Raw genomic sequence first — 23,996 nt, 5'->3', positions numbered from 1 at the left:
ATCGGACTGGTTGTGCGCGCATCCAGTCCGGCCATACACGGGCAGGTTTGATCGCTCATACGACTATTACACGCGCAACGGAGATCTGCATGAACGCAACGACGTCTGCAAACCTCGCCGCGAGCCGGCCAAACTCGTGGCGGGTGGTGGTGGCCGCTTCTATTGGCAACGCGCTGGAGTGGTTCGACCTGGTGGTCTACGGGTTCTTCGCGGTGCTGATCGCGAAGCTGTTCTTTCCTACCGGCAATGACACGGTGTCGTTGCTGCTGACGCTCGGCACGTTCGGGGTGTCGTTCTTCATGCGGCCGCTGGGGGCGATCGTGATCGGCGCCTATGCGGACCGCGCCGGGCGCAAGGCCGCGCTCACGCTGTCGATCCTGCTGATGATGGCCGGCACGCTGATCATTGCCGTCCTGCCGACTTACCAGAGCATCGGCCTCGCGGCGCCGCTGATTCTCGTCGCCGCGCGCCTGATGCAGGGCTTTTCGGCGGGCGGGGAATTCGGCAGCGCGACGGCTTTTCTTGCTGAGCACGTCCCCGGCCGGCGCGGCTTTTTCGCGAGCTGGCAGGTGGCGAGCCAAGGGCTGACCACGCTGCTGGCAGCCGGTTTCGGGGTGGTGCTGACAGGCCAGTTGTCCGCCGGGCAGATGGCGGCATGGGGTTGGCGCGTGCCGTTCTTCTTCGGCCTGCTGATCGGGCCGGTGGCGTGGTACATCCGCACCCGGCTCGACGAGACGCCGGAGTTTCTTGCCGCAGAGACCACCACCACGCCGTTGCGCGACACCTTTGCGAGTCAGAAAACACGCCTGCTGATCGCGGTGGGGGTGGTGGTGCTGGGCACCGTTTCGACCTATCTCGTGCTCTTCATGCCGACCTACGGCGTCAAGCAACTGGGGCTCGCCCCGTGGGTCGCGTTTGCCGCGATCGCGTTGACCGGCGTGATCCAGATGCTGTTCTCGCCGCTAGTCGGCCATCTGTCGGACCGTCATGGCCGCACCCGCATCATGCTGGTGTCGGCGCTGCTGCTGCTCGTGCTGATCTATCCGGCCTTCGTCTACCTCGTCGCGCATCCGAGCTTCGGCACGCTGATTGCCGTGCAGATCGTGCTCGGCTTTTTGATGACGGGTTATTTCGCTGCGTTGCCGGGCTTGTTGTCGGAGATTTTCCCGGTCCAGACACGCACCACGGGCATGTCCCTCGCGTACAACATTGCGGTGACGATTTTCGGTGGCTTTGGCCCGTTCATCATCACCTGGCTGATCGGCGCGACTGGGTCGAAGGTGGCGCCGAGTTTCTACATGATGTTTGCTGCGGTGATCAGTCTGATTGCGTTGCGCGCGGCACGGCGGAAGCTGGGGTTTCGCTGAACGCAGTGTGAAGTGTGCGCGTCGGTGGTAAACGAGAAAGGCCGGTTCGACTGAACCGGCCTTTCTCGTTTTTGACTGCCTGTGACTGCCTCGAACCTTAGACTTGCGCGCCCGCGTTCGGGTCGCTCGGATCGTGACGTTCCTTCTTGTCCTTGATCAGGTCTTCGCGCTTCACGCCCAGCCACATCGCCAGCGCCGCAGCAACGAACACCGACGAATAGATACCGAACAGAATGCCGACCGTCAGCGCCAGAGCGAAGTAGTGCAGGGTGGGGCCGCCGAACAGGAACATCGACAGCACCATCATCTGCGTACAGCCGTGGGTGATGATGGTCCGCGACATCGTGCTGGTAATCGCGTGGTTGATGACTTCAATGACCGTCATCTTGCGTTCGCGTTTGAAGGTCTCGCGAATCCGGTCGAAGATAACCACGGATTCGTTCACCGAGTAGCCTAGCACCGCGAGCACGGCGGCCAGCACCGACAGCGAGAACTCCCACTGGAAGAACGCGAAGAAGCCGAGAATGATCACCACGTCGTGCAGGTTGGCGATCACACCGGCCACGGCGTACTTCCATTCGAAGCGGAACGACAGGTAGATCACGATGCCGGCCACCACGCAGGCGAGCGCGAGCAGGCCGTTGGTGACGAGTTCCTTGCCGACCTGCGGGCCGACGAACTCGACGCGCTGCAACTGAACCTGAGCGTCTTCACCCTTCAGCGCGCCCATCACCTGGTCGCTTTGCTGAGCCGAGGTGAGGCCGGCCTTGACCGGCAGACGGATCAGCACGTCACGTGAGGTGCCGAAGTTCTGCACCTGGGCATCCGGGTAGCCGAGCTTGGTGAGCGTGCCGCGCACCGGTTCGAGCGGCACGGTGGTCGGATACTGGACTTCGATCACCGTCCCGCCGGTGAACTCCACCGACAGATGCAGCCCGCGATGCAGCAGGAAAAACACAGCTGCGATAAACGTCAGCAGCGAGATCGCGTTGAACACCAACGCGCGCTGCATGAGCGGCAGATCTTTGCGAATGCGGAAAAATTCCATGGTCTTGTTCTCCGGGACTCAGCGGGATGAACCCGGTTTCTGCGGCGTATTGTCGGGAGCGTTGCGACGGCGCACCGTCGGCTTGCCGGCGCGAGCCTGGGCCGTGGCCTTCGGCTTGGCGGAGGCAGCGCTAACCGCACGTGCCGTGTCGGTTGCGGCGTCTTCGATGCCCAGATAGGCAGCGCCTGCACCTTCAACCGCTGCCGGCTTCCACACCTGACCGATTGCCAGCGACTTCAGCTTCTTCTTGCCGCCGTACCAGAGGTTCACGAGACCGCGCGAGAAGAACACCGCGGAGAACATCGAGGTCAAGATGCCGATACAGTGGACGATCGCGAAGCCGCGTACCGGACCCGAGCCGAAGGCGAGCAGCGCCAGACCGGCGATCAGGGTCGTCACGTTCGAGTCGAGAATCGTCGCCCAGGCGTGCGCGTAACCGTTCTGGATCGCCAGTTGGGCCGGCGCGCCGTGACGCAGTTCTTCACGCACCCGTTCGTTGATCAGCACGTTCGCGTCAATGGCCATACCGAGCGCCAGCGCGATAGCGGCGATACCCGGCAAGGTCAGGGTGGCCTGCAGCATCGACAGCACGGCCACCAGCAGCAACAGGTTGACCGACAGGCCGATCATCGAGATCACGCCGAACAGCATGTAGTACGCAATCATGAAGGCGGCGATGGCGGCAAAGCCCCAGATCACCGAGTGGAAGCCCTTCTTGATGTTATCGGCGCCGAGGCTCGGGCCGATCGTGCGTTCTTCGATGATGTCCATCGGCGCGGCAAGCGAACCGGCGCGCAGCAGCAGCGCGAGGTCGGCGGCGGCTTGCGGGGTCGGCTGGCCGGTGATCTGGAAGCGGTCGCCCAGTTCCGACTGGATCGTCGCGACCGTCAGCACCTGGCCCTTGCCCTTTTCGAACAGCACCATCGCCATCGGCTTGCCGATGTTGTCGCGCGACACCGCAGCGACCGCGCGGCCACCGGCCGAGTCGAGGCGGATGTTGACCGACGGACGCTGGTGTTCGTCGAAGCCGGCGGACGCGTCGATGATGCGGTCGCCGGTGAAGATCACCTGCTTGCGCAACAGCACCGGCGTCTGGTTGCCTTCGGTGAACAGTTCGTCACCCGGCGGCACCGGATCCGTAGGTTGCGGATGGGTGTTGACCGGGTCGGCCAGGCGCGCTTCGAGCGTCGCCGTGCGGCCGATGATGTCCTTCGCCTTCGCCGTGTCCTGCACGCCCGGCAGTTCGACCACGATGCGGTCGGAGCCTTGCTGCTGGATCACCGGCTCGGCGACACCAAGTTCGTTGACCCGGTTATGCAGCGTCGTGATGTTCTGCTTGAGCGCGGCATCTTCGACGGTCTTCTGCACCGTCGGCGTGAATGTGCCGATCAGTTGATAGCTGCCGTCAGGCGCCGTTTGCGTGGCCCACTGGAGTTCGCTGACGCTGCGCGACAGTTGCTTGGAGGCAGCGTCCGCGGTGTCCTTGTCGGCGAAATTGATCACCACCGTCTGGTTGACGCGGTTCACGCCGCCGTCGCGGATGTTGTTGTCGCGCAGCAGGGTGCGCGCGTCCGAGGCGTCGGAATCGAGCTTCTTGTTCAGCGCGCCTGCCATGTCCACCTGCAGCAGGAAGTGCACGCCGCCGCGCAGGTCGAGGCCGAGGTACATCGGCAGCGCGTGCAGTGCGGTTAGCCAGCGCGGCGAGGCGCTTTGCAGGTTCAGGGCGACGACGAAGTTCGGATCGGTCGGGTCGCTGTTCAGCGTCTTCGACAGCAGATCCTTCACGCGCAACTGTGTGTCGGTATCCGACAGACGCACGCGGATATTCGCGTTGCTCGACGAGTTGTCGAACGTCACGTCGGAAGCAGTGATCTGATTGGCAGCCAGTGCGGCTTCGATTTGCGACAGCGTCGTCGAATCGAGCTTGACCGTTGCCTTGCCGCTCAACACCTGCACCGCCGGCGCTTCGCCGAAGAAATTGGGCAGTGTGTAGATGAGGCCGATGGCGAGCGCCACGACCATCACGACATATTTCCAGAGGGGGTAACGATTCATGGAGTGGTCCAACGGGAAGGTTGGCTTGGAAGCGATGCGTCCGGCGATGAGCGCGGCTGGCGCAGCGGGCCTGTTTGCATGAATGACATGGCAGGCATGCTGGCTTGAGTTCCGCGAGGCCGCGCCGGACGCGAGAGAGCAGGCCTTACAGCGACTTGATCGTGCCCTTCGGGAGAATCGTCGTGACCGACGCCTTTTGCACGGTGATTTCCGTGCCTTCAGCGATTTCAACGCCGACATACGCGTCGCTAACCTTGGTCACCTTGCCGACGATGCCACCGTTCGTGACCACTTCATCGCCCTTGGCCATAGCGGCGAGCATGTTGCGATGTTCCTTCTGGCGCTTCATTTGCGGGCGAATCATGATGAAGTACAGCACGCCAAACATCAGGATCAGCGGCAGGAAGCTCATCAGGCTCGATTCTGCACCGCCTGTGCCTTGAGCGAAGGCGCTTGAAATGAACGACACGTTGGTCTCTCCGTTATAACGATCAAAAAAATCAGCCGATTATTCTACCACCGGCATTTGGTACGACGGCGCGGCAAATGGGCTTTCCGATCAAGCTGTTAAAGCTTCTTTGGGCTGTCTCGAAATGAAATTGTAATGTTTTGGGTGTTGCCCTGACGGATTCTTCGGGGGAATCCGTCAGCGGGCGCTATTGTGGGCCTTCTATGCGGCATTCGAATGCTCTTTTTTAGATGGCTTTGTCGTGGGAGGCCTCTAGGCGGCCTGCTCGACACCGCGTGCCCGGTTCTCGTGGAAGCGCTTGCGGAAGGCCTCGAACGACTGTGTCTCGATGGATGCGCGGATTTCGCTCATCAGTTCGAGGTAGTAATGGAGATTGTGGATCGTGTTGAGCTGCGCGCCAAGAATTTCGCCGACCCGATGCAGATGATGCAGGTAGCCGCGGGTGAAATTTCGGCAGGTGTAGCAGCCACAGCTTTCGTCGAGCGGACGCAGCGAGTTCTTGTGGGTCGCGTTGCGGATCTTGACGTCGCCGAAGCGGGTGAAAAGCCAGCCGTTGCGGGCGTTGCGGGTCGGCATCACGCAGTCGAACATGTCGACACCTGCCGCTACCCCCGCCACCAGGTCTTCCGGCGTGCCCACGCCCATCAGGTAGTGCGGCTTGTGGGCCGGCAGCTTCGGACCGATGTGGTTGAGCACACGCATCATGTCTTCCTTGGGCTCGCCGACCGACAGGCCGCCGATCGCCAGGCCGTGGAAGTCCATCTCCGCCAGGCCCGCTAGCGATTCGTCGCGCAGGTCTTCGAACATGCCGCCCTGGACGATCCCGAACAGCGCGTTCGGATTGCTCAGACCGTTGAATTCGTTGATAGAACGCTGGGCCCAGCGCATCGACATGCGCATCGAGTCCGCCGCGTCCTTGTGCGAGGTGGGCACATTGTTGGTGGCGTAGGGCGTGCATTCGTCGAACTGCATGACGATGTCCGAGTCCAGCACCTTCTGGATCTGCATCGACACTTCGGGCGACAGGAACAGCTTGTCGCCGTTGATCGGCGAAGCGAATGTGACGCCATCTTCGGTGATCTTGCGCAGATCGCCCAGCGAAAACACCTGGAAGCCGCCGGAGTCAGTCAGGATGGGCTTGCTCCAGCCCATGAAGCGGTGCAGGCCGCCGTGCGCGCCGATCGTCTCGAGTCCGGGACGCAGCCACAGGTGGAAGGTGTTGCCGAGGATGATCTGCGCGTGCATCTCTTCGAGTTCGCGCGGCTGGACCGCCTTCACGGTGCCGTAGGTGCCGACCGGCATGAAGATCGGTGTTTCGACCACGCCGTGATTCAGTGTCAGGCGGCCGCGGCGGGCCTGGCCGTCGGTGGCGAGCAGCTCGAATTTGAGCCCGTTGGCGGGGCGTTCGGCGCTGTTGTCGCCGTGATTGGCGCAAGTTGGGCAGTTTGCGCTCGAGGCGCTCGTATCGTGGCTATGACCTTCGGTCATGGGGACTCCTGTGCCACCGGAGAACAGTCCGGCGCAAATGATGAACGCCGCCGGGCGTGCCACGGCGGCTCGGTAAAGAAAATTACGAAGACTCAACCTGTCGCGTAAAACGGCCGACGCATCAGATGCGCCAAGGCTGCAAGACGCTGGATCGATCCAGCAAGGTGCGGCAGGCTACTCCGGGCGCGGGCGGCGCGCAACGGTATCGCACGGTATATCCGTTATGCGACACACCGGGGTTCAACCGTCGTTGCGCGTCAGCAGCATCGCGTCGCCGTAGCTGAAGAAGCGGTAGCGCTCCTCGATCGCATGCCGGTAAGCCGCGCGGATCGTCTCGATGCCGGCGAACGCCGACACCAGCATCAGCAGCGTCGATTTCGGTAAATGGAAATTCGTCACCAGCCGGTCGACCACACGGAATTTGTAGCCCGGCGTGATGAAAATATCGGTTTCGGCGGCGATCGCGGCAAGCGGCCGGCCGGCGGCCTCGGCGTCGCGGGCGGCGGCTTCGAGCGCGCGCATCGAGGTCGTGCCCACCGCAATCACGCGGTTGCCGCGTGCCTTCGTCTCGGCGATCCGGTCCACCAAGGTTTGCGGCAACTGATACCACTCGCTGTGCATCTTGTGCTCGGCGAGGTTCTCCACCCGCACCGGCTGGAACGTGCCGGCGCCGACATGCAGCGTGAGCGTCGCACGCTCGACCCCGCGTTCGGTGAGACGCGCCAGCAGCGCGTCGTCGAAATGCAGGCCCGCAGTCGGCGCAGCCACCGCGCCCGGATTCTGCGCAAACACCGTCTGATAGCGGGTCTCGTCAGTCGCGTCGGGGTCGTGCTCGATGTAGGGCGGCAGCGGCAGGCGGCCGAATTGCTCGATCAGCGTGAGGCAGTCGTCGGGGAAGTGCAGCGTATAGAACGGCTCGACGCGCTCGCCGACCGTCACGTCGAAGGCATCCGCCAGACGCAGCGTCGTGCCGGGCGCGGGGCTCTTGCTGGCGCGGATCTGCGCCAGCGCTGTGCGTTCACCGGTCAGCCGCTCGACCAGCACTTCGATCTTGCCGCCACTGGCCTTTTGGCCGAGAAAGCGCGCCTTCAGGACTTTGGTATCGTTGAACACCAGCAGATCGCCGGGTGCGATGCACTCGGGCAGTTCCGCAAAGCGGCGGTCGGTGAAACGCGCGGGCGTGGCGAGGCTGTCTACTTCCAGCAGACGGCTCGCGCTGCGCTCTGGCAACGCGGTTTGCGCGATCAACTCGGGCGGCAGATCGAAATCGAAATCGGAAAGCGTGAACATGCGGACGACTGGATGCTGGACGTGAAACGAAACTGAATTGGCCCTAAACCGGGCGGATTTGCACCGAAGCCTCACGGCGTGCGGCTATGATTGCGGGACGCCGCTGCGGCGTCGCGAAACCTTTGAAAGCCGATATTGTACTTGCGAAGCAACCCATGCCTTTGTCCGACCGCCGTTTGCCCTCCGCTACCGACGAAGTGAGCGCCGAGCCGAAGCGCCCCGCCGCTCGCGGCAAGGGGGGCGAACTGCTCAAGGCCGGGCCGGACAAAGCCGCCAGGGGGATTCAATCCGCCAAGCCTGCGAAGGCCGCCAAAGCTACCAAAGCGAGTGAAACTACCAAGGCGGACGCAGCGCCCGGCAAGAAGGCCGACAAGGCCGCGCCGGCGCTCCCCAAAACCGTCGACAAGCTCGCCAAACTCGGCCTCACGAGCGACATCAACCTGGTCCTGCATCTGCCAATGCGCTACGAGGACGAGACCTCGTTGACGCCGATCGGGCATCTGCTGCCAGGCGGCATGGCGCAGACCGAGGGTGTGGTGTTCGACAACGAAATCGCCTACCGTCCGCGCCGCCAGTTGCTGGTCAAACTGCGCGACGACGCCGGCGACGAGCTTGTGCTGCGCTTTCTGAATTTCTACGGCTCGCAGGTCAAGCAGATGGCGATCGGCGCGCGGCTGCGGGTGCGTGGCGACGTCCGCGGTGGCTTTTTCGGCATGGAAATGGTGCATCCGGCCGTGCGCGTGGTGGATGAAGACACGCCCTTGCCGCAGGTGCTGACGCCGGTCTATCCGAGCACGGCGGGCGTAAGCCAGGCCTATCTGCGCAAGGCGATCGACAACGCGCTCTCGCGTACGTGGCTGCCCGAGTTGCTGCCGGAAGCGGTCGCGCGGACGTATCTGGAACCGCTCGGCGTACCGCCGCTGATGCAGGCGGTGCGCATGCTGCATCATCCGGGCGTCGATTCCGACGAGACCGCGCTGATGGACGGCACGCACCCGGCGTGGGTGCGCATCAAGTTCGAGGAATTGCTCGCGCAGCAGATGTCCTTAAAGAGTGCTCATGACGAACGGCGCACCCGTGCCGCGCCGAGCATGCCGCGTCGTACTGCGGACGATCCGGCCTCGCTGGTGGCGCGTCTGCTGAAAGCGCTGCCGTTTTCGCTGACCGGCGCTCAAGAGCGTGTGGGCGGGGAAATCGCGCTAGACCTGACTCAGCCGCATCCAATGCAGCGCCTGCTGCAGGGCGACGTGGGCAGCGGCAAGACTATCGTCGCCGCGCTCGCCGCCGCGCAGGCCATCGACGCCGGCTATCAGGCGGCTCTGATGGCGCCGACCGAAATCCTCGCCGAACAGCACGCGCGCAAGCTGCGCGGCTGGCTGGAGCCGCTCGGCGTGAGCGTCGCGTGGCTGGCCGGCAGCCTGAAAACCAAAGAAAAGCGCGCCGCAATTGAAGCCGCGGCGCTCGGCACTGCGCAGCTGGTGATCGGCACCCACGCGATCATCCAGGATGCGGTGGAGTTCGCGCGGCTTGGCCTCGTGATCGTCGACGAACAGCACCGTTTCGGCGTCGCGCAGCGCCTCGCGCTGCGCGCCAAGGCGCGCAACGCGGCCGACGGCGCGCAGGATTTTCAGCCGCACCAGTTGATGATGTCCGCCACGCCGATCCCGCGCACGCTGGCGATGACCTATTACGCCGACCTCGACGTCTCGACCATCGACGAACTGCCGCCCGGCCGCACGCCGATTCTCACCAAGCTCGTCTCCGACGCGCGCCGCGAAGAGGTGATCGGCCGCGTCCGCGAGGCGGCGCTGACCGGGCGCCAGGTCTACTGGGTCTGCCCGCTGATCGAGGAAAGCGAGACGCTGCAACTGCAGACCGCCGTCGAAACCTACGAAACGCTGGTCGCCGCGTTGCCCGAGCTCAACGTCGGTCTCGTACACGGGCGGCTCGCCCCGGCGGAGAAAGCCGCGGTGATGGACGCGTTCACCCGCAACGAGGTGCAATTGCTGGTGGCGACGACCGTGATCGAAGTCGGTGTGGACGTGCCGAACGCATCGCTAATGGTGATCGAGCATGCCGAGCGCTTCGGCCTCGCGCAGTTGCACCAGTTGCGCGGCCGGGTCGGGCGGGGCAGCGCGGCGTCCGTGTGCGTGCTGCTCTACACCGGACCGCTGTCGATGACGGCCCGCGCCCGTTTGCAAACCATGCGTGAAACCACCGACGGCTTCGAAATTGCCCGCCGCGACCTGGAAATCCGCGGCCCAGGGGAGTTTCTCGGTGCCCGCCAGTCAGGCGCGGCGATGCTGCGCTTTGCCGATCTGGAACAGGACGGCTGGATGATCGAGCCGGCGCGCGAGGCGGCTGCGCACCTGCTGGAAAAGTACCCGGAGGTGGTCACCCAGCATCTGGCGCGCTGGCTCGGCGCACGGGAGCAGTACCTGAAAGCCTGACGCGACCCGTCAGTGCAGGCGTCGCAGCGGCCCCGAGCACGGCCGCGTTACGACCTGTCGCGTTTTCGGGGATTCCCTGTACGGGGGGAGGTTGGCGAATTGGCCCCATAGGTGTATAACTGAAACCTATCGAATTCATCGCACTGATTGGTCCCCAATGACGCTCACTGAATTGAAATATATCGTCGCGGTTGCCCGCGAGCGGCATTTTGGCCGTGCGGCGGAGGCGTGTTTTGTCAGCCAGCCGACGCTGTCCGTGGCGATCAAGAAGCTCGAAGACGAACTGAACGTACAGATTTTCGAGCGCGGCACGAGCGAAGTGAGCGTGACGCCGATCGGCGAGCAGATCGTCACCCAGGCGCAACGCGTGCTCGAGCAGACGCTCGCCATCAAGGAAATCGCCAAGCAGGGCAAGGACCCGCTGGTCGGGCCGCTGCGCCTTGGCGTGATCTATACGATCGGACCGTACCTGCTGCCCACCCTGGTCAAGCAGATGATCAAGCGCGTCCCGCAGATGCCGCTGATGCTGCAGGAAAATTACACGCTCAAGCTGATCGAACTGCTCAAGCAGGGCGAGATCGACGTGGCGATCATGGCGCTGCCGTTCCCGGAAACCGGGCTGATGCTGCGCCCGCTCTACGACGAGCCGTTCGTCGTCGCGCTGCCGTCTGGCCATGCCTGGGAACACCGCTCGAAGATCGACCCGGACGATCTCAAGCAGGAAACCATGCTGCTGCTCGGCAGCGGCCACTGCTTCCGCGATCATGTGCTCGGCGTGTGTCCCGAACTGATGCGCTTTTCGCAGAACGCGGACGGCATCCAGAAGACGTTCGAAGGCTCGTCGCTCGAGACGATCCGCCATATGGTGGCAAGCGGCGTCGGCATTACGGTGCTGCCGCGCATGTCGGTGCAGGAAGTCAAGCCGCAGGCGGGCGGCGTCGATTCGGGGCTGCTCAGCTACGTGGCCTTCGACGAACCGGTGCCGGATCGCCGGGTCGTGCTGGCGTGGCGCAAGAGTTTCACGCGCATGCCCGCCATTGACGCGATCTGCGACGCCATCAACGCCTGCGACCTCGCGGGTGTGAACAAACTCGATCTACCGGTCGCGGTGAACTGAGCTTTTCACGGCAACGCGAAGCACCTGCCAAAGCACCATCGCGCAGTACAAGACAAGGCCGGCCGCATCCCTGTGCGCCGGCCTTGTTCGCATGAAGGGCCAATAGCGTCGGTCCCTATCGAATAGATAAAATTTATCAAACACAGAAAATCGATAGTATTGTTATAGTTTCCTCCATGGATCGCCCGATCCAACAGAACACGGAGGAAATCATGACGCAGCCTCAAGCGCAGCAATTCCAGCAGGTTTCTACCCAATCCGCCGGCCCGGCGTTCCGATTCGCCGCCTCGATGAGCAGCGTGCGCACCGTTGCGCTTTCGTTGCTGGTCGATCGCGCGCTGAGCGCCTGATTTCCGCCCTGCCAGGAAACCCCCATCAGGAGTACACGATGTCTGAAAGCAAACTCACCTCGGCAGCCGGCGCGCCCGTCGCCGACAACCAGAATTCGATGACCGCAGGCGCACGCGGGCCGGTGGTGCTGCAAGACGTGTGGCTGCTCGAAAAGCTCGCGCATTTCGACCGTGAAGTGATCCCGGAGCGGCGTGTGCATGCCAAGGGTTCGGGCGCATTCGGCACGCTGAAAGTCACGCACGACATCTCGCGTTACACGAAGGCCAAGGTGTTTGCCGAAGTCGGCAAGGAAACCCCGCTGTTCATGCGTTTCTCGACGGTGGCAGGCGAGCGGGGCGCCGCCGATGCCGAACGCGACGTGCGCGGCTTCTCGATCAAGTTCTACACGGAAGAGGGCAACTGGGACATCGTCGGCAACAACACGCCGGTGTTCTTCATCCGCGATCCGCTCAAGTTCCCGGACTTTATCCACACGCAAAAGCGCGATCCGTACACGAACCTGCGCAGCAACGTGGCCGCCTGGGACTTCTGGTCGCGTCATCCGGAATCGCTGCATCAGGTGACGATCCTGATGAGCGATCGCGGCATTCCGCAGAACTACCGCCAGATGCACGGCTTCGGCTCGCACACCTTCTCGTTCATCAACGCGAACAACGAGCGCTTCTGGGTGAAGTTCCACTTCAAGTCGATGCAGGGCATCGAGAACTACACCGACGCCGAAGCAGCGCAAGTGGTGGCGCAGGACCGGGAAAGCGCGCAGCGCGACCTGATCGACAACATCGATCAAGGCAACTTCCCGAAATGGCGCTTCTGCATTCAGGTGATGCCGGAAGCGGATGCGGCGAACTATCGCTACAACCCGTTCGATATCACCAAGGTGTGGCCGTACAAGGACTACCCGTTGATCGACGTCGGCACGATCGAGTTGAACCGCAACGCGCAGAACTACTTCGCGGACGTGGAGCAGGCGGCGTTCACGCCGGCTAACGTGGTGCCGGGCATTGGCTTCTCGCCGGACCGTCTGTTGCAGGGGCGTCTGTTCTCGTATGGCGACACGCAGCGCTATCGCCTCGGGATCAACCACCATCAGATTCCGGTGAATGCACCGCGATGCCCGTTCCACCATGGGTTCCATCGTGACGGCGCGATGCGCACGGACGGCAACCTCGGCGGCACGGCGAACTACGAACCGAACCGCTTCGGCGGCTTTGCGCAGGACCGCAACGCGTCCGAGCCGCCGCTTGCTGCGGGTGCCGTAGACCGTTACGAGCATCGTGAGGACGAGGACTACTACAGCCAGCCGGCTGCGCTGTTCCGCCTGTTCGATGCGGCGCAACGCGAGCGCTTCTTCGGCAACATCGCACGCCATATCAACGGCGTGCCGCAGGAGATCCTCGAGCGTCAGCTCGAGCATTTCCGCCGCATCGATCCGGCGTATGCAGAAGGCGTGGTCGCCGCGTTGGCGACGCTCAATGAGAAGGCGAAGTAACGCGAAGTACTTCGAAGTACCACCGGGCCGGCTGATGAGGCCGGTGGTCGCAGCAACGGGCTCAAGCGGCTGAGGCAGGCCGCGTGAGCCTGATCCGATAGTCAGGGCAGACGCATGGGCGTCGCGCCTGTTCGAAAACGAACTGAAGGAGAACGATCATGGTCCAGATGTTGAGTAGCGGTAGCGCACGGCTTGCCCGCGAGGCACAGATTGTTTTTGGCGGCAATTTTTCGCGCAAGCTGATTGGTCTCGCGATCGTGGTGGCCGGCTATTCGTTGATCACCTCGCACGTGCTGCAGCAACTGCCGGGCCGTTAATACCGACTGCCGAAGCGGTGCTGCGCCTAAGCGGGTCGTGACCAGCGGTCGCACAAAGTTTGCATACTTGTACGATAAACTAACGGACGTTCGCAGGTTGAGGGTTTGCGCGTGAGCGAGTCATGCTCTGCCTGCCGGTTCGCACACTCTTCAAAGGGAGTCATGATGGCCAAGAAAGAAACCGTACAACACGTCAATATCGGTATCAACGACAAGGATCGCAAGAAGATCGCAGACGGCCTGTCGCATCTGCTGGCGGACACTTACACGCTGTACCTGAAGACCCACAACTTCCACTGGAACGTCACGGGTCCGATGTTCAACACGCTGCACCTGATGTTCGAGACGCAGTACAACGAACTCGCGCTGGCTGTCGATTCGATCGCCGAACGTATCCGTGCGCTGGGCGTGCATGCGCCGGGCAGCTACAAGGAGTTCGCGAAGTTGTCGTCGATTCCGGAAGCGGACGGCGTGCCGGCGGCAGAAGAAATGATTCGCCAGCTGGTGGAAGGTCAGGAAGCCGTGGTGCGCACCGCGCGCGGCATTTTCCCGGCAACGGAAGCCGCCAACGACGAACCGACTGCCGACCTGTTGACGCAACGCATGCAGACGCATGAAAAGACCGCGTGGATGCTGCGTTCGATGCTGGCTTGAAGTCGCGGCGCTTGATTTTCGTTTTGCGCCGGAGGGTTGTGCAGGTGTTGTACGACGCGCAGCTGCCGGCGGCTTGATGGAACACTGAACCTCCCTTAGGGGAGGTTTTGCTTTTCTGGGGCTGCCTTGCGCGCTTGCGCGGTTCCCCCCCGCGCACATACCTTAAAATGTCGTCACCGCCCGCACTTGACGACGCCCGCCCATGTTCGCCCGACTCCCTCTGTATCTGCGCCTCGTCCGCATGGACAAGCCGATCGGCAGCCTGCTGCTGCTGTGGCCGACGCTCAACGCGCTGTGGATCGCCTCGGACGGGCGTCCCTCGCTGTCGTTGCTGGTGATCTTCACGCTCGGCACGGTGCTGATGCGCTCGGCGGGCTGCGCGATCAACGACTATGCCGACCGCGATTTCGACCGCTACGTGAAGCGCACCGAAAACCGGCCGATTACGTCGGGCAAGATCAAGGCGTGGGAGGCTGTAGTGCTGGCCGCGGTGCTTGCGCTGGTGTCGTTTCTCCTGATTCTGCCGCTCAATACGCTGACCAAGGAGCTTTCGGTGGCGGCGTTGTTCGTCGCCGGTTCGTATCCGTTCACCAAGCGTTTCTTTGCGATTCCGCAGGCGTATCTGGGCATCGCCTTCGGCTTCGGCATTCCGATGGCGTTCGCCGCCGTGCAGGACCATGTGCCGATGCTTGCGTGGCTGATGCTGCTTGCCAACGTGTTCTGGTCGGTGGCGTACGACACTGAATATGCGATGGTCGACCGCGACGACGACGTCAAGATCGGTATCCGTACTTCGGCGCTGACCTTTGGCCGCTACGACGTGCTCGCGATCATGCTGTGCTACGCGCTGACGCTCGGCATCTATATCCGCATCGGCCTGACGCTGGGTTTTGGCTGGCCGTACTGGCTCGGCTGGGCAGCCGCTGCGGGCTGCGCGATTTACCACTACACGCTGATTCGCGGCCGCGAACGCATGGCGTGTTTCGCGGCGTTCCGCCATAACAACTGGCTGGGCGGCGCGCTATTTGTGGGGATTGCGGCGCACTACGCCGCCGCTTCGTTCTGAGGCTGGTTGGCGCGCCGCGCTGGTTTCAATGCGGCCAAGCCAAGCCAAGCCGCGCCGCGCCGCGCGGTGCCGAGGTAGCGCGGCGGCTAGCCTCGGTGTCCTTCCTTCGGGCGCCTATAGGCCGTCTTACTGCTGGCCGAACTCGTCGCCCATTTCCTTCGCACGTGCGTCCGCCGCGAGCACCCCGCGCACGATCGCGTCCTTGATGCCGCTCGCGTCGAACGAAGCGAGCGCGGCCGCCGTCGTGCCGCCCTTCGACGTTACCCGTTCGCGCAACACACCCGGCGGCTCGTCCGATTGCGCTGCCAGTTGCGCCGCGCCGGTGAAGGTCGCGACAGCGAGCGCGCGGCCTTGCGCTTCATCCATGCCGAGCTGGCGTGCGGCTTCCTGCAGTGCTTCGATAAAGTAGAACACATAGGCCGGTCCGCTACCCGAGATGGCGGTGACCGCGTCGATCTTCGCTTCATCGTCGAACCAGACGGTTTCGCCGACGGCGCCTAGCACTTGCGTCGCAAGTTCGCGGTCGGCTGTGTCGACGCTGCCCGTTGCCGTCAGACCCGCTACGCCCATGCCGATCAGCGCCGGCGTATTCGGCATCACCCGGACGATGCGCTGATGGCCGTTGAGCCAGCGCGCCAGATCCTCGGTGCGAATCCCGGCGACGATGCTGATGACCACTTGCCTCGCGCCTAGATGGGGCGCCAGGCCCTCAGCCACGGCTTTGAGAACCTGCGGCTTCACGGCCAGCACGATCGCGTCGAACGGCGCGAGCGCGGCATCCGCCGCGGCACCGGTGCGGATACCGAATTGCTGCTGGTTGCGCTGGCGTGCGTCTTCGTTCGGGTCGATCGCGTACAGGTCTGCCGGCGCGACGCCGTGCTTGATCAGACCGCCGATGATTGCAGCGGCCATATTGCCGCCGCCGATGAAAGCGATTTTCATGATGTTCAGGGAGAGTTCAGTGTGAGTAGTCGCGGGCGCCGAAAATCGCCGTACCGACGCGCACGATCGTCGCGCCTTCGAGTACCGCCGCTTCGAGATCGGCTGACATGCCCATCGAGAGCGTGTCCAGCTCGAGCCCGCCGGCGCGCAGTTGCTCAAAGAGCTCGCGCAACTGGCGATGCGGCGCGCGTTGCGCTTCGATGGTCTCGGCCGGTTCGGGAATCGACATCAGACCGCGCAGGCGCAGTTGCGGTAGCGCGGCGATGGCATGCGCGACCTCGGCGGCTTCGGCCGGCGTCACGCCCGCTTTGCTTGCTTCGCCGCTGACGTTGACCTGCAGGCACACGTTGAGCGGCGGCAAATGCGCCGGGCGCTGTTCCGCAAGCCGCTGCGCAATTTTCAGACGATCGACCGAATGCACCCAGTCGAAGTTTTCCGCCACCGGGCGCGTCTTGTTCGATTGCAGCGGGCCGATGAAATGCCATTCGAGCGACGCGCGCAGGTCCGCGAGTGCTTCGATCTTCGTCACGGCTTCCTGCACGTAGTTCTCGCCGAATGCGTGCTGGCCGGCCGCATGGGCGGCGCGCACATCCTCGGCGGGAAATGTCTTCGAGACCGCCAGCAGCGTGACCGAGCGCGGCTCGCGGGAAGCGAGTTGCGCGGCAAGGGCGATACGCTGCTGAACCGCGGCGAGGTTATGGACGAGATCGGGCATGAGACGTCTGAAGAAATCTGCGCAGGGGGCGATGTACCGGATTATACGGACGGCTGTCCGGCTTGCCCCTCACGCGTACAACATATGCTCGACCAGTTCGATCCAGTGCGCTACCGGCGTCGAGGTGCCGCTTTGCAGGTGGGCGATGCAGCCGACGTTGGCCGATACGATCACCTGTGGCTCCTGCGCCTGCAATTTTTCGAGCTTCTGATCGCGCAGTGCGTACGACAGCGTCGGCTGCGTCAGCGAATAGGTGCCGGCCGAGCCGCAGCACAGATGGCTGTCGGCCGGCAGACGCACTTCGATACCGAGCGCCGCGAGGATGTGCTCGACCTTGCCGCGCAACTGCTGGCCGTGCTGCAGCGTGCAGGGCGGGTGGAACGCCACGGTGTGCACGGCGCGTCGGCGCGTCACGCTGGCCAGCGTTTCCTCGAACTCGATCACGATCTCGGAGATATCGCGGGTCATCGCGGTAATGCGCTCTGCCTTGTCGGCATAGGCCGGATCGTTACGCAGCAGGTGCCCGTACTCCTTGACGGTGGCGCCGCAGCCGGAGGCGTTCATCACGATCGCCTCCACGCCTTGCTCGACGTGCGGCCACCACGCGTCGATATTGGCGCGGATGTCGTCGAGCGCTTCGTCGTTGTAGCCGAGATGCAGCCGGATCGCTCCACAACAGCCGGCTTCGGGCGCGACGACCGTCTCGACACCGAGCGCATCGAGCACGCGCGCCGTGGCGATATTGACGTTCGGCATCATCGACGGCTGCACGCACCCGGCGAGCATCAGCATCTTGCGCGCGTGCTTCGCCTCCGGCCATTCGAGCGGCCGCTGGCGCGCCGGCACCTTGTCGCGCAGCTTCTTCGGCAAGAATGCGCGCATGTGCTGGCCGAGGCGCATCGTCGGCGTGAATAGCGCGCTGTTCGGCACGAAGCTCGCCAGCACGCGCCGCAGCAGCCTTTGACCAAACGGCCGGGCAACCTTCTCTTCGGTGATCTTGCGGCCGATTTCCACCAGCCGCCCGTACTGCACGCCGGAGGGGCAGGTGGTCTCGCAGTTGCGACAGGTCAGGCAGCGGTCCAGATGGGTCTGAGTGCTGCGCGTTACCTCCGCGCCTTCCACCATCTGTTTGATCAGATAGATACGCCCGCGCGGTCCGTCTAGCTCGTCGCCCAGCAACTGGTAGGTGGGGCAGGTCGCTGTGCAGAAGCCGCAATGCACGCACTTGCGCAGAATCGCGTCGGCCTCGGCGCCGTCGGCGGTGTCGCGAATGAACTCGGCGAGGTTGGTTTGCATCGCGCGCTCAGAAGTCGGGGTACAGCCGGCCGCGGTTGAAGATCCGGGCTGGGTCGAAAGCGGCCTTCAGGCCGCGATGGATTTTCATCAGCGGGGCAGGCAGCGGCGTGAATACCCCGGCGCTGCGGTCGTAGCCAAGTCCGGTGCGGAAGATCGTGGCGTGGCCGCCAGCCTGCTTGGCGCTGATGCGCACAGTCTGCGCGTCGGTATCGGTGATCCACCAGCGCTGGCCGCCGCCCCATTCCATCAACTGGGCGCCCGGCAGTTGCAGCGGTTCGGTGATCGACGGCAACGCAAGGCGCCACAAGGCCGTCTTCGGCGCAATGGCGGCGAAGAACGGATCGGTTTGTTCGCGCAGGCCGGCCCAGAAACGTTCGGCTTCGACTGCATCGACCACTTCGCCGCCCAACGCGGAGCGCGCCGCTTTGACCGCCGCTTCGGCACCCGCGAGGCGCACCGCGAGCGTGCCGTGGCGCCAGGCGCTGGCCGTGATCGGCAGCGGGCGGCCGCCCCATTCGTTGAGCTTGCGGACCGCGTCGGTGCCGTTCATGTCGAACTTGAGGGTGGTTTCGGCCTTCGGCAGCGGCAGGACTTTGACCGACAACTCGAGGATCAGTCCGAGCGTGCCGAGCGAGCCGGCCAGGAGCCGCGACACGTCGTAGCCGGCCACGTTCTTTACGACCTGGCCGCCGAAGTGCAGCACCTGGCCGTGGCCGTTCATGATCACCGCGCCGAGCACGAAGTCGCGTGGGGCGCCGGCCGACGGGCGGCGCGGCCCAGCGATGCCGGCCGCGATGCAACCGCCGAAGGTGGCGCTGGGACCGAAATGGGGTGGTTCGAAGGCGAGCATCTGGCTGTGTTCGGCGAGCGCCGCCTCGATTTCCAGCAGCGGCGTGCCGGCGCGCGCGGTGATGACCAGTTCGGCAGGGTCATAGGCGATGATGCCGCGATGCGCGCGCGTGTCGAGGATGTCTCCCTCCAGCGTCTGCCCGTACCAGTCCTTGGTGCCACCGCCGCGAATGCGGAGCGGGCGGCCTTCGGCGGTGGCCGAACGGATGCGTTCGGACCATGCGGCGACGATGTCGTCCTCTTCCATGGTGTCCTGCGTCGTTGTGTTTCGCTCGATTGTACCGGGCGGGGACGGACTGACAACCCGGAGTGGACCCCTAGCGGGTTGTCAGGTGGTGGGCGCAGGGGCCGGGTAGAGCGGGTGGCGAAAGCTGTCTAGAACCGCGGCAGATCCGGATGCGGCAGCAAGCCGCCGCGCACGTGCATCTTGCCGTACTCGGCGCAGCGGGCCCGCGTCGGGATGCCCTTGTCGGGGTTCAGCAGGCCGGGCGGGTCGAACGCCCGCTTGACCGCGTGGAATGCATCGCGTTCTTCCGGCGAGAACTGCACGCACATCGAATTGATCTTCTCGATCCCCACACCATGCTCGCCCGTCACCGTCCCGCCGAGTTCGACGCAGGTTTCGAGGATGTCGGAGCCGAACGCCTCGGCCCGGTGCCACTCGTCCAGATCGTTGCCGTTGAACAGGATCAGCGGGTGCATATTGCCGTCGCCGGCATGGAAGACGTTGATACAGCGCAGTTGATACTTTTTTTCCATGACTTCGATGCGCGCAAGCAGCGGTCCGATACTGCGGCGCGGCACCGTGCCGTCCATGCAGTAATAGTCCGGCGAGATACGGCCCGCGGCCGGGAACGCGTTCTTGCGCCCGGACCAGAAGCGCAGCCGCTCCTGCTCGGAGCGCGAGATCTGGATGCGTGTGGCGCCGTGTTCGCGCAACACCGCCGTCATGCGGACGATTTCGTCGGCCACCTCTTCAGGCGTGCCGTCCGATTCGCACAGCAGGATGGCCGCGGCGTCGAGGTCGTAACCGGCGTTGACGAACTCCTCGACGGCGCGGGTCGCGGGTTTGTCCATCATTTCCAGCCCGGCTGGAATGATGCCTGCCGCGATGATGCCGGCGACCGCGTCGCCGCCTTTCACCACATCGTCGAAGCTCGCCATTACGACCTGGGCGGTTTGGGGCCTCGGGATCAGCTTGACAGTGACTTCGGTGACGATCGCAAACATCCCTTCGCTGCCGATCAGCACGGCCAGCAGGTCGAGCCCCGGCGCGTCGGGCGCGAGCGAGCCGAACTCGACCACCTCGCCTTCCATCGTGATGGCCCGCACGCGCAGAACGTTGTGCACGGTCAGGCCGTACTTCAGGCAGTGCACGCCGCCGGAGTTCTCCGAGACGTTGCCGCCGATCGTGCAGGCGATCTGCGAGGAGGGGTCGGGTGCGTAGTAGAGCCCATAGGGCGCGGCGGCTTCGGAAATAGCGAGGTTGCGCACGCCGGGTTGAACCGTAGCAGTGCGCGCGTACGAATCCACTTCGACGATCTTTCTGAAGCGCGCCAGCGACACCACCACGCCGTGGCGGATCGGCATGGCGCCACCCGAGAGGCCCGTGCCGGCGCCGCGCGGGACGATCGGTACGTCGAGCCGGTGGCAGATCTGCACGATGCGCTGCACCTGCGATTCGGTTTCCGGCAATGCCACCGCCAGCGGCAGCCGGCGGTAGGCGGCGAGCCCGTCGCACTCGTATGCGACGGTGTCTTCTTCCCGGTACAGCAGGCAATGGGTCGGCAGCACGGCCATCAGCGCCTGCACGACTTCGCGTTGGCGCTGTGCGAGCACTTCGGCCGACAGTTCGGCGGGTGCATTCATCGTTCCTCTCCTCGTACTCCGTGGCGCCTGGGGCGCGGTCTTGCCGCGCGAGGTATTGCAACTGCCAGAGCAGATGCTAACGGGCGTGGCCTAAGCCGCCCACGAGAAAATCTTGCCGGGGTTCATCAGATTGCGCGGATCGAGCGCGTGCTTGATCGAACGCATGGTATCGACGGCGACCTCGCCATGCTCTTCGAGCAAAAAGCCCATCTTGTGCAGGCCGACGCCATGTTCGCCCGTGCAGGTGCCGTCCATGCGCAGCGCACGCTGTACGATCCGCTGGTTGAGCCGTTCGGCTTCGGCGAGCTCTTCGGGCCTGGCCGGGTCGATCAGGATCGCGACGTGGAAATTGCCGTCGCCCACATGGCCGACGATCGGGCAGGGCAGCGGCGAGGCCAGCAGATCCTGTTCGGTCTCGACCACGCACTCGGCGAGCCGCGAGATCGGCACGCAGACGTCGGTGGTGACCGCGCGGCAGCCGGGCTTCAGTTGCAGCATCGCGAAGTAGGCGTTGTGCCGCGCGTTCCACAGACGGCTGCGGTCTTCCGGACGGGTGGCCCATTCGAAGCCTTCACCGGCGTTCTGCGCAGCAATCTCCTGCACCGTTTCCGCCTGTTCCTTCACGCCAGCCTCGGTGCCATGGAATTCGAAGAACAGCGTGGGCGCCTCGCGCAGCGTCAGGTTCGAGTGACGGTTGATCGCGCGGATGGCGAGCGAATCGACAAACTCGACGCGCGCGATCGGCACGCCCATCTGAATGGTTTCGATGACGGCGCGCACCGCATCGCCCATCGACGGAAACGTGCACACGGCCGCCGAGACGGCCTCCGGTTGCGGATAAAGCCGCAGGGTGATTTCGGTGATGACGCCGAGCGTGCCTTCCGAGCCGACAAAGAGCCGCGTCAGGTCATACCCGGCCGATGACTTGCGGGCCCGCGTGCCGGTCTTGATCACACGGCCGTCCGCCAGCACGACGGTGAGGCCGAGCACGTTCTCGCGCATCGTGCCGTAGCGCACGGCGTTTGTGCCCGAGGCGCGCGTGGCCGACATGCCGCCAATGCTGGCATCCGCGCCTGGGTCAATCGGGAAGAACAGGCCGGTGTCGCGCAGCGCTTCGTTCAGTTGCTTACGTGAGATGCCAGGCTCGACAGTGACGGTGAGGTCTTCCGCGTTGATCGACAGCACGCGGTTCATTTCCGACAGATCGATCGAGACACCGCCCTGTACCGCCAGCAGATGCCCTTCCAGCGAAGAACCGTTGCCGTAGGGAATAATCGGCACATCGTACTGACCGCAGAGTTTGACGATGCTCTGCACCTCTTCCGTAGTACGCGCGAACACCACGGCGTCGGGCAATTGCGGATCGAACGGCGATTCGTCACGTCCGTGATGGGCACGTATGGCTTCGGCAACGGAAACACGCTCGCCAAAAGCCGGCTTGAGCGCAGTGAGCAGCTCAGCGGGGAAGGGACGGCGCAGAGGGGCTGGCGGCGCGGGATGGTTCACACGTGTCTCCTGATGACGGGCATGGCGTCTGTAGCTTGTAACTCATTTTACGCCGATCCCCATGCTTTACGCCGCTAGCAAGGCGGGCGGCGGATGGCCGAACCTATAATGGCGGCAATACTGGGATAGACACGGGATGAGCGCCATCGGCGGGCATCGCCGCGTATCCGACACTGAAAGGACAGCATCTATCATGGGCAACCGCTTGAGCAAGATCGCCACCCGCACCGGCGACGACGGCACGACTGGCCTTGGCGACGGCCGCCGGGTACGCAAGGACGACGCGCGGATTGCGGCGATTGGCGAAGTGGACGAACTCAACTCGAATCTCGGCGTGCTGCTGTGCGAAAGCCTGCCGGAGAATGTGCGCTCAGCCCTGACGGCGATCCAGCACGATTTGTTCGACCTGGGCGGAGAACTGTGCATTCCGGGCCACACGATGATCATGGACAAGCACCTTGCCCAGCTCGACGGTTGGCTCGCTGACTACAATGCGACGCTACCGCCGCTCAAGGAGTTCATTCTCCCCGGCGGCTCGCGCGCGGCCGCGCTTGCGCATGTCTGCCGGACGGTGTGCCGGCGTGCCGAGCGGGCTATTGTGGCGCTGGGTCAGAGCGAGGCGATCAACGCCGCGCCCCGCCAGTATGTGAACCGCCTGTCCGACCTGCTGTTTGTGCTGGCGCGGGTGTTGAATCGCGCGGATGGCGGCAGCGATGTGCTCTGGCACCACGAGCGCGGCGCGAAATAGGTGACGGGGGGGGAGGGCTGCACGGGGGAGGCTACGAGGCTACACAGCGGCGCTGCCAAACCAGCCGCGCGGTGGCGCCTCAGCCGACCGCCAGCGTAACGGGCTTGCCGATCCGGCTCATCATTTCGACGAGCGTGTCGATAGTGAATTTGGCGGTTTTCTTGTTGACCACGTCCGACACGCGCGGACGCGAGACCATCAGAATCTCGGCGGCTTCGGCCTGCTTCAGATGGTGCTCGTCGATCCAGCTCGACAGTTCGGTCATCAACTGTTCCTTGAGCAGCCGGGTGTCGTTGATCTGTTTCTGCGACGCGGCGTGCAGCCGCGCGGCTTCTTCCTCGGGGAAACCCAGTTCCAGGAACAGATTTGCACCCGGCTTCGTCACGTGACGGATTTTGGTGTCGATGGTCATGGCTATGTCCTTCTCTCGTTAATCACCGCGCGATAGCGCGCCTCGGCAATATCCCGGTCGTGCCGGCTCGTGGCCTGGGTCTGTTTCTGGAAGCAGTGCAGCACGTACACCGCCTCCACGAACTTCGCCACGTACATCACCCGGTAGATACCATTGGCCTCCGTGATGCGGATTTCGCGCGTACCGGCGCCAACGGCATCAAAGGGTTTCCAGTCGTCAGGGTCGAGACCGGCCTGGACTTTACCGAGTTGAAAACCGGCCTGCCGACGTGCCTCGTCTGGAAAGGCCAGTAAATCGTCAAAGCTGGAACCCACCCAGCGAATCTCTTTATCGCGCTGCATGCACGCCCTTTATGTATAAAATTGTATACCACTCTTCCGGGAAGGGCAAGATGCTCCCTGTCCCACCATGGAGAGTTACGGTACAGGGGCGTGCGATGAACGAACATTCGGCCAAATGGCCAACCCAAAAGGAAACGGCCCAATCGGCGAAAGCCGA

Annotated in this window: 22 protein-coding genes; 9 read left to right on the top strand and 13 right to left on the bottom strand. The window is 63.9% G+C overall.

Annotation, left to right across the window (positions count from 1 at the left end):
• Positions 1-89: 89 nt before the first annotated feature.
• Complete coding sequence (locus BLQ92_RS21980) at positions 90-1,367, top strand: MFS transporter (protein WP_090686645.1); 1,278 nt, start codon at positions 90-92, stop codon at positions 1,365-1,367.
• A 97-nt stretch (positions 1,368-1,464) separates the two neighbouring features.
• Here BLQ92_RS21980 and secF read toward each other — a convergent pair whose 3' ends face one another.
• The 5 genes from secF to queA form a co-directional block, all read right to left on the bottom strand.
• On the bottom strand, positions 1,465-2,415 hold the full coding sequence (gene secF / locus BLQ92_RS21975) for a protein translocase subunit SecF (protein ID WP_090686644.1): 951 nt from the start codon (positions 2,413-2,415) through the stop codon (positions 1,465-1,467).
• A gap of 18 nt (positions 2,416-2,433) precedes the next feature.
• Positions 2,434-4,470: a protein translocase subunit SecD gene (gene secD / locus BLQ92_RS21970; RefSeq protein ID WP_090686643.1), complete on the bottom strand. Its 2,037-nt coding sequence runs from the start codon at positions 4,468-4,470 to the stop codon at positions 2,434-2,436.
• Positions 4,471-4,615: 145 nt separating this feature from the next.
• A complete protein-coding gene (yajC, locus tag BLQ92_RS21965; RefSeq protein ID WP_090686642.1) occupies positions 4,616-4,939 on the bottom strand; it encodes a preprotein translocase subunit YajC in 324 nt (107 codons plus the stop codon).
• A gap of 252 nt (positions 4,940-5,191) precedes the next feature.
• Entirely contained in the window at positions 5,192-6,427 is a 1,236-nt protein-coding gene (gene tgt, locus BLQ92_RS21960) for a tRNA guanosine(34) transglycosylase Tgt (RefSeq protein ID WP_244106240.1), read from the bottom strand.
• Positions 6,428-6,667: 240 nt separating this feature from the next.
• Positions 6,668-7,717 carry a tRNA preQ1(34) S-adenosylmethionine ribosyltransferase-isomerase QueA gene (queA, locus tag BLQ92_RS21955; RefSeq protein ID WP_090686641.1) on the bottom strand — a complete coding sequence of 350 codons (1,050 nt, stop codon included), beginning with the start codon at positions 7,715-7,717 and terminating at the stop codon, positions 6,668-6,670.
• A gap of 155 nt (positions 7,718-7,872) precedes the next feature.
• On the opposite strand from queA, the gene recG reads away from it, so the two are divergent.
• The 7 genes from recG to ubiA all read left to right on the top strand — a co-directional run bounded on the left by recG (position 7,873) and on the right by ubiA (position 15,161).
• Complete coding sequence (gene recG / locus BLQ92_RS21950; protein ID WP_090686790.1) at positions 7,873-10,167, top strand: ATP-dependent DNA helicase RecG; 2,295 nt, start codon at positions 7,873-7,875, stop codon at positions 10,165-10,167.
• A 157-nt stretch (positions 10,168-10,324) separates the two neighbouring features.
• Positions 10,325-11,284 carry a LysR substrate-binding domain-containing protein gene (locus tag BLQ92_RS21945; RefSeq protein ID WP_090686640.1) on the top strand — a complete coding sequence of 320 codons (960 nt, stop codon included), beginning with the start codon at positions 10,325-10,327 and terminating at the stop codon, positions 11,282-11,284.
• A gap of 212 nt (positions 11,285-11,496) precedes the next feature.
• On the top strand, positions 11,497-11,634 hold the full coding sequence (locus BLQ92_RS40115; protein ID WP_175772417.1) for a hypothetical protein: 138 nt from the start codon (positions 11,497-11,499) through the stop codon (positions 11,632-11,634).
• A gap of 38 nt (positions 11,635-11,672) precedes the next feature.
• Positions 11,673-13,124: a catalase gene (locus tag BLQ92_RS21940; RefSeq protein WP_090686639.1), complete on the top strand. Its 1,452-nt coding sequence runs from the start codon at positions 11,673-11,675 to the stop codon at positions 13,122-13,124.
• 158 nt (positions 13,125-13,282) lie between these two features.
• Positions 13,283-13,441, top strand: a complete 159-nt coding sequence (locus BLQ92_RS40110; RefSeq protein WP_175772416.1) for a hypothetical protein — start codon at positions 13,283-13,285, stop codon at positions 13,439-13,441.
• A gap of 165 nt (positions 13,442-13,606) precedes the next feature.
• A complete protein-coding gene (locus BLQ92_RS21935; RefSeq protein WP_090686638.1) occupies positions 13,607-14,095 on the top strand; it encodes a Dps family protein in 489 nt (162 codons plus the stop codon).
• 202 nt (positions 14,096-14,297) lie between these two features.
• A complete protein-coding gene (ubiA, locus tag BLQ92_RS21930; RefSeq protein ID WP_090686637.1) occupies positions 14,298-15,161 on the top strand; it encodes a 4-hydroxybenzoate octaprenyltransferase in 864 nt (287 codons plus the stop codon).
• A 126-nt stretch (positions 15,162-15,287) separates the two neighbouring features.
• On the opposite strand, the gene proC is transcribed toward ubiA, so the two are convergent.
• The 6 genes from proC to BLQ92_RS21900 form a co-directional block, all read right to left on the bottom strand.
• Positions 15,288-16,103 carry a pyrroline-5-carboxylate reductase gene (gene proC / locus BLQ92_RS21925; RefSeq protein WP_090686636.1) on the bottom strand — a complete coding sequence of 272 codons (816 nt, stop codon included), beginning with the start codon at positions 16,101-16,103 and terminating at the stop codon, positions 15,288-15,290.
• 16 nt (positions 16,104-16,119) lie between these two features.
• Positions 16,120-16,818: a YggS family pyridoxal phosphate-dependent enzyme gene (locus BLQ92_RS21920; protein ID WP_090686635.1), complete on the bottom strand. Its 699-nt coding sequence runs from the start codon at positions 16,816-16,818 to the stop codon at positions 16,120-16,122.
• 69 nt (positions 16,819-16,887) lie between these two features.
• On the bottom strand, positions 16,888-18,114 hold the full coding sequence (gene glcF / locus BLQ92_RS21915; protein WP_090686634.1) for a glycolate oxidase subunit GlcF: 1,227 nt from the start codon (positions 18,112-18,114) through the stop codon (positions 16,888-16,890).
• A gap of 7 nt (positions 18,115-18,121) precedes the next feature.
• Positions 18,122-19,210, bottom strand: coding sequence for a glycolate oxidase subunit GlcE (glcE, locus tag BLQ92_RS21910; RefSeq protein WP_090686633.1), 1,089 nt, complete (start codon positions 19,208-19,210; stop codon positions 18,122-18,124).
• Between the two features lie 128 nt (positions 19,211-19,338).
• Positions 19,339-20,832 (bottom strand): FAD-linked oxidase C-terminal domain-containing protein, encoded by a 1,494-nt coding sequence (locus BLQ92_RS21905; protein WP_090686632.1) that lies wholly within the window; start codon positions 20,830-20,832, stop codon positions 19,339-19,341.
• A 90-nt stretch (positions 20,833-20,922) separates the two neighbouring features.
• Positions 20,923-22,338 (bottom strand): FAD-linked oxidase C-terminal domain-containing protein, encoded by a 1,416-nt coding sequence (locus tag BLQ92_RS21900; protein ID WP_090686631.1) that lies wholly within the window; start codon positions 22,336-22,338, stop codon positions 20,923-20,925.
• A gap of 193 nt (positions 22,339-22,531) precedes the next feature.
• On the opposite strand from BLQ92_RS21900, the gene BLQ92_RS21895 reads away from it, so the two are divergent.
• Positions 22,532-23,086: a cob(I)yrinic acid a,c-diamide adenosyltransferase gene (locus BLQ92_RS21895; RefSeq protein ID WP_090686630.1), complete on the top strand. Its 555-nt coding sequence runs from the start codon at positions 22,532-22,534 to the stop codon at positions 23,084-23,086.
• A gap of 79 nt (positions 23,087-23,165) precedes the next feature.
• Here BLQ92_RS21895 and BLQ92_RS21890 read toward each other — a convergent pair whose 3' ends face one another.
• Together BLQ92_RS21890 and BLQ92_RS21885 are read right to left on the bottom strand one after the other, a co-directional pair.
• On the bottom strand, positions 23,166-23,498 hold the full coding sequence (locus tag BLQ92_RS21890; protein WP_090686629.1) for a helix-turn-helix domain-containing protein: 333 nt from the start codon (positions 23,496-23,498) through the stop codon (positions 23,166-23,168).
• A 2-nt stretch (positions 23,499-23,500) separates the two neighbouring features.
• Positions 23,501-23,839 carry a type II toxin-antitoxin system RelE/ParE family toxin gene (locus tag BLQ92_RS21885; protein WP_090686628.1) on the bottom strand — a complete coding sequence of 113 codons (339 nt, stop codon included), beginning with the start codon at positions 23,837-23,839 and terminating at the stop codon, positions 23,501-23,503.
• Positions 23,840-23,996: the final 157 nt, after the last annotated feature.

Origin of the sequence: Paraburkholderia phenazinium, from assembly GCF_900100735.1 — a bacterium.
GTDB classification, from domain to species: Bacteria; Pseudomonadota; Gammaproteobacteria; order Burkholderiales; family Burkholderiaceae; genus Paraburkholderia; species Paraburkholderia phenazinia.
This window is presented reverse-complemented; position numbering and strand designations above follow the sequence as displayed.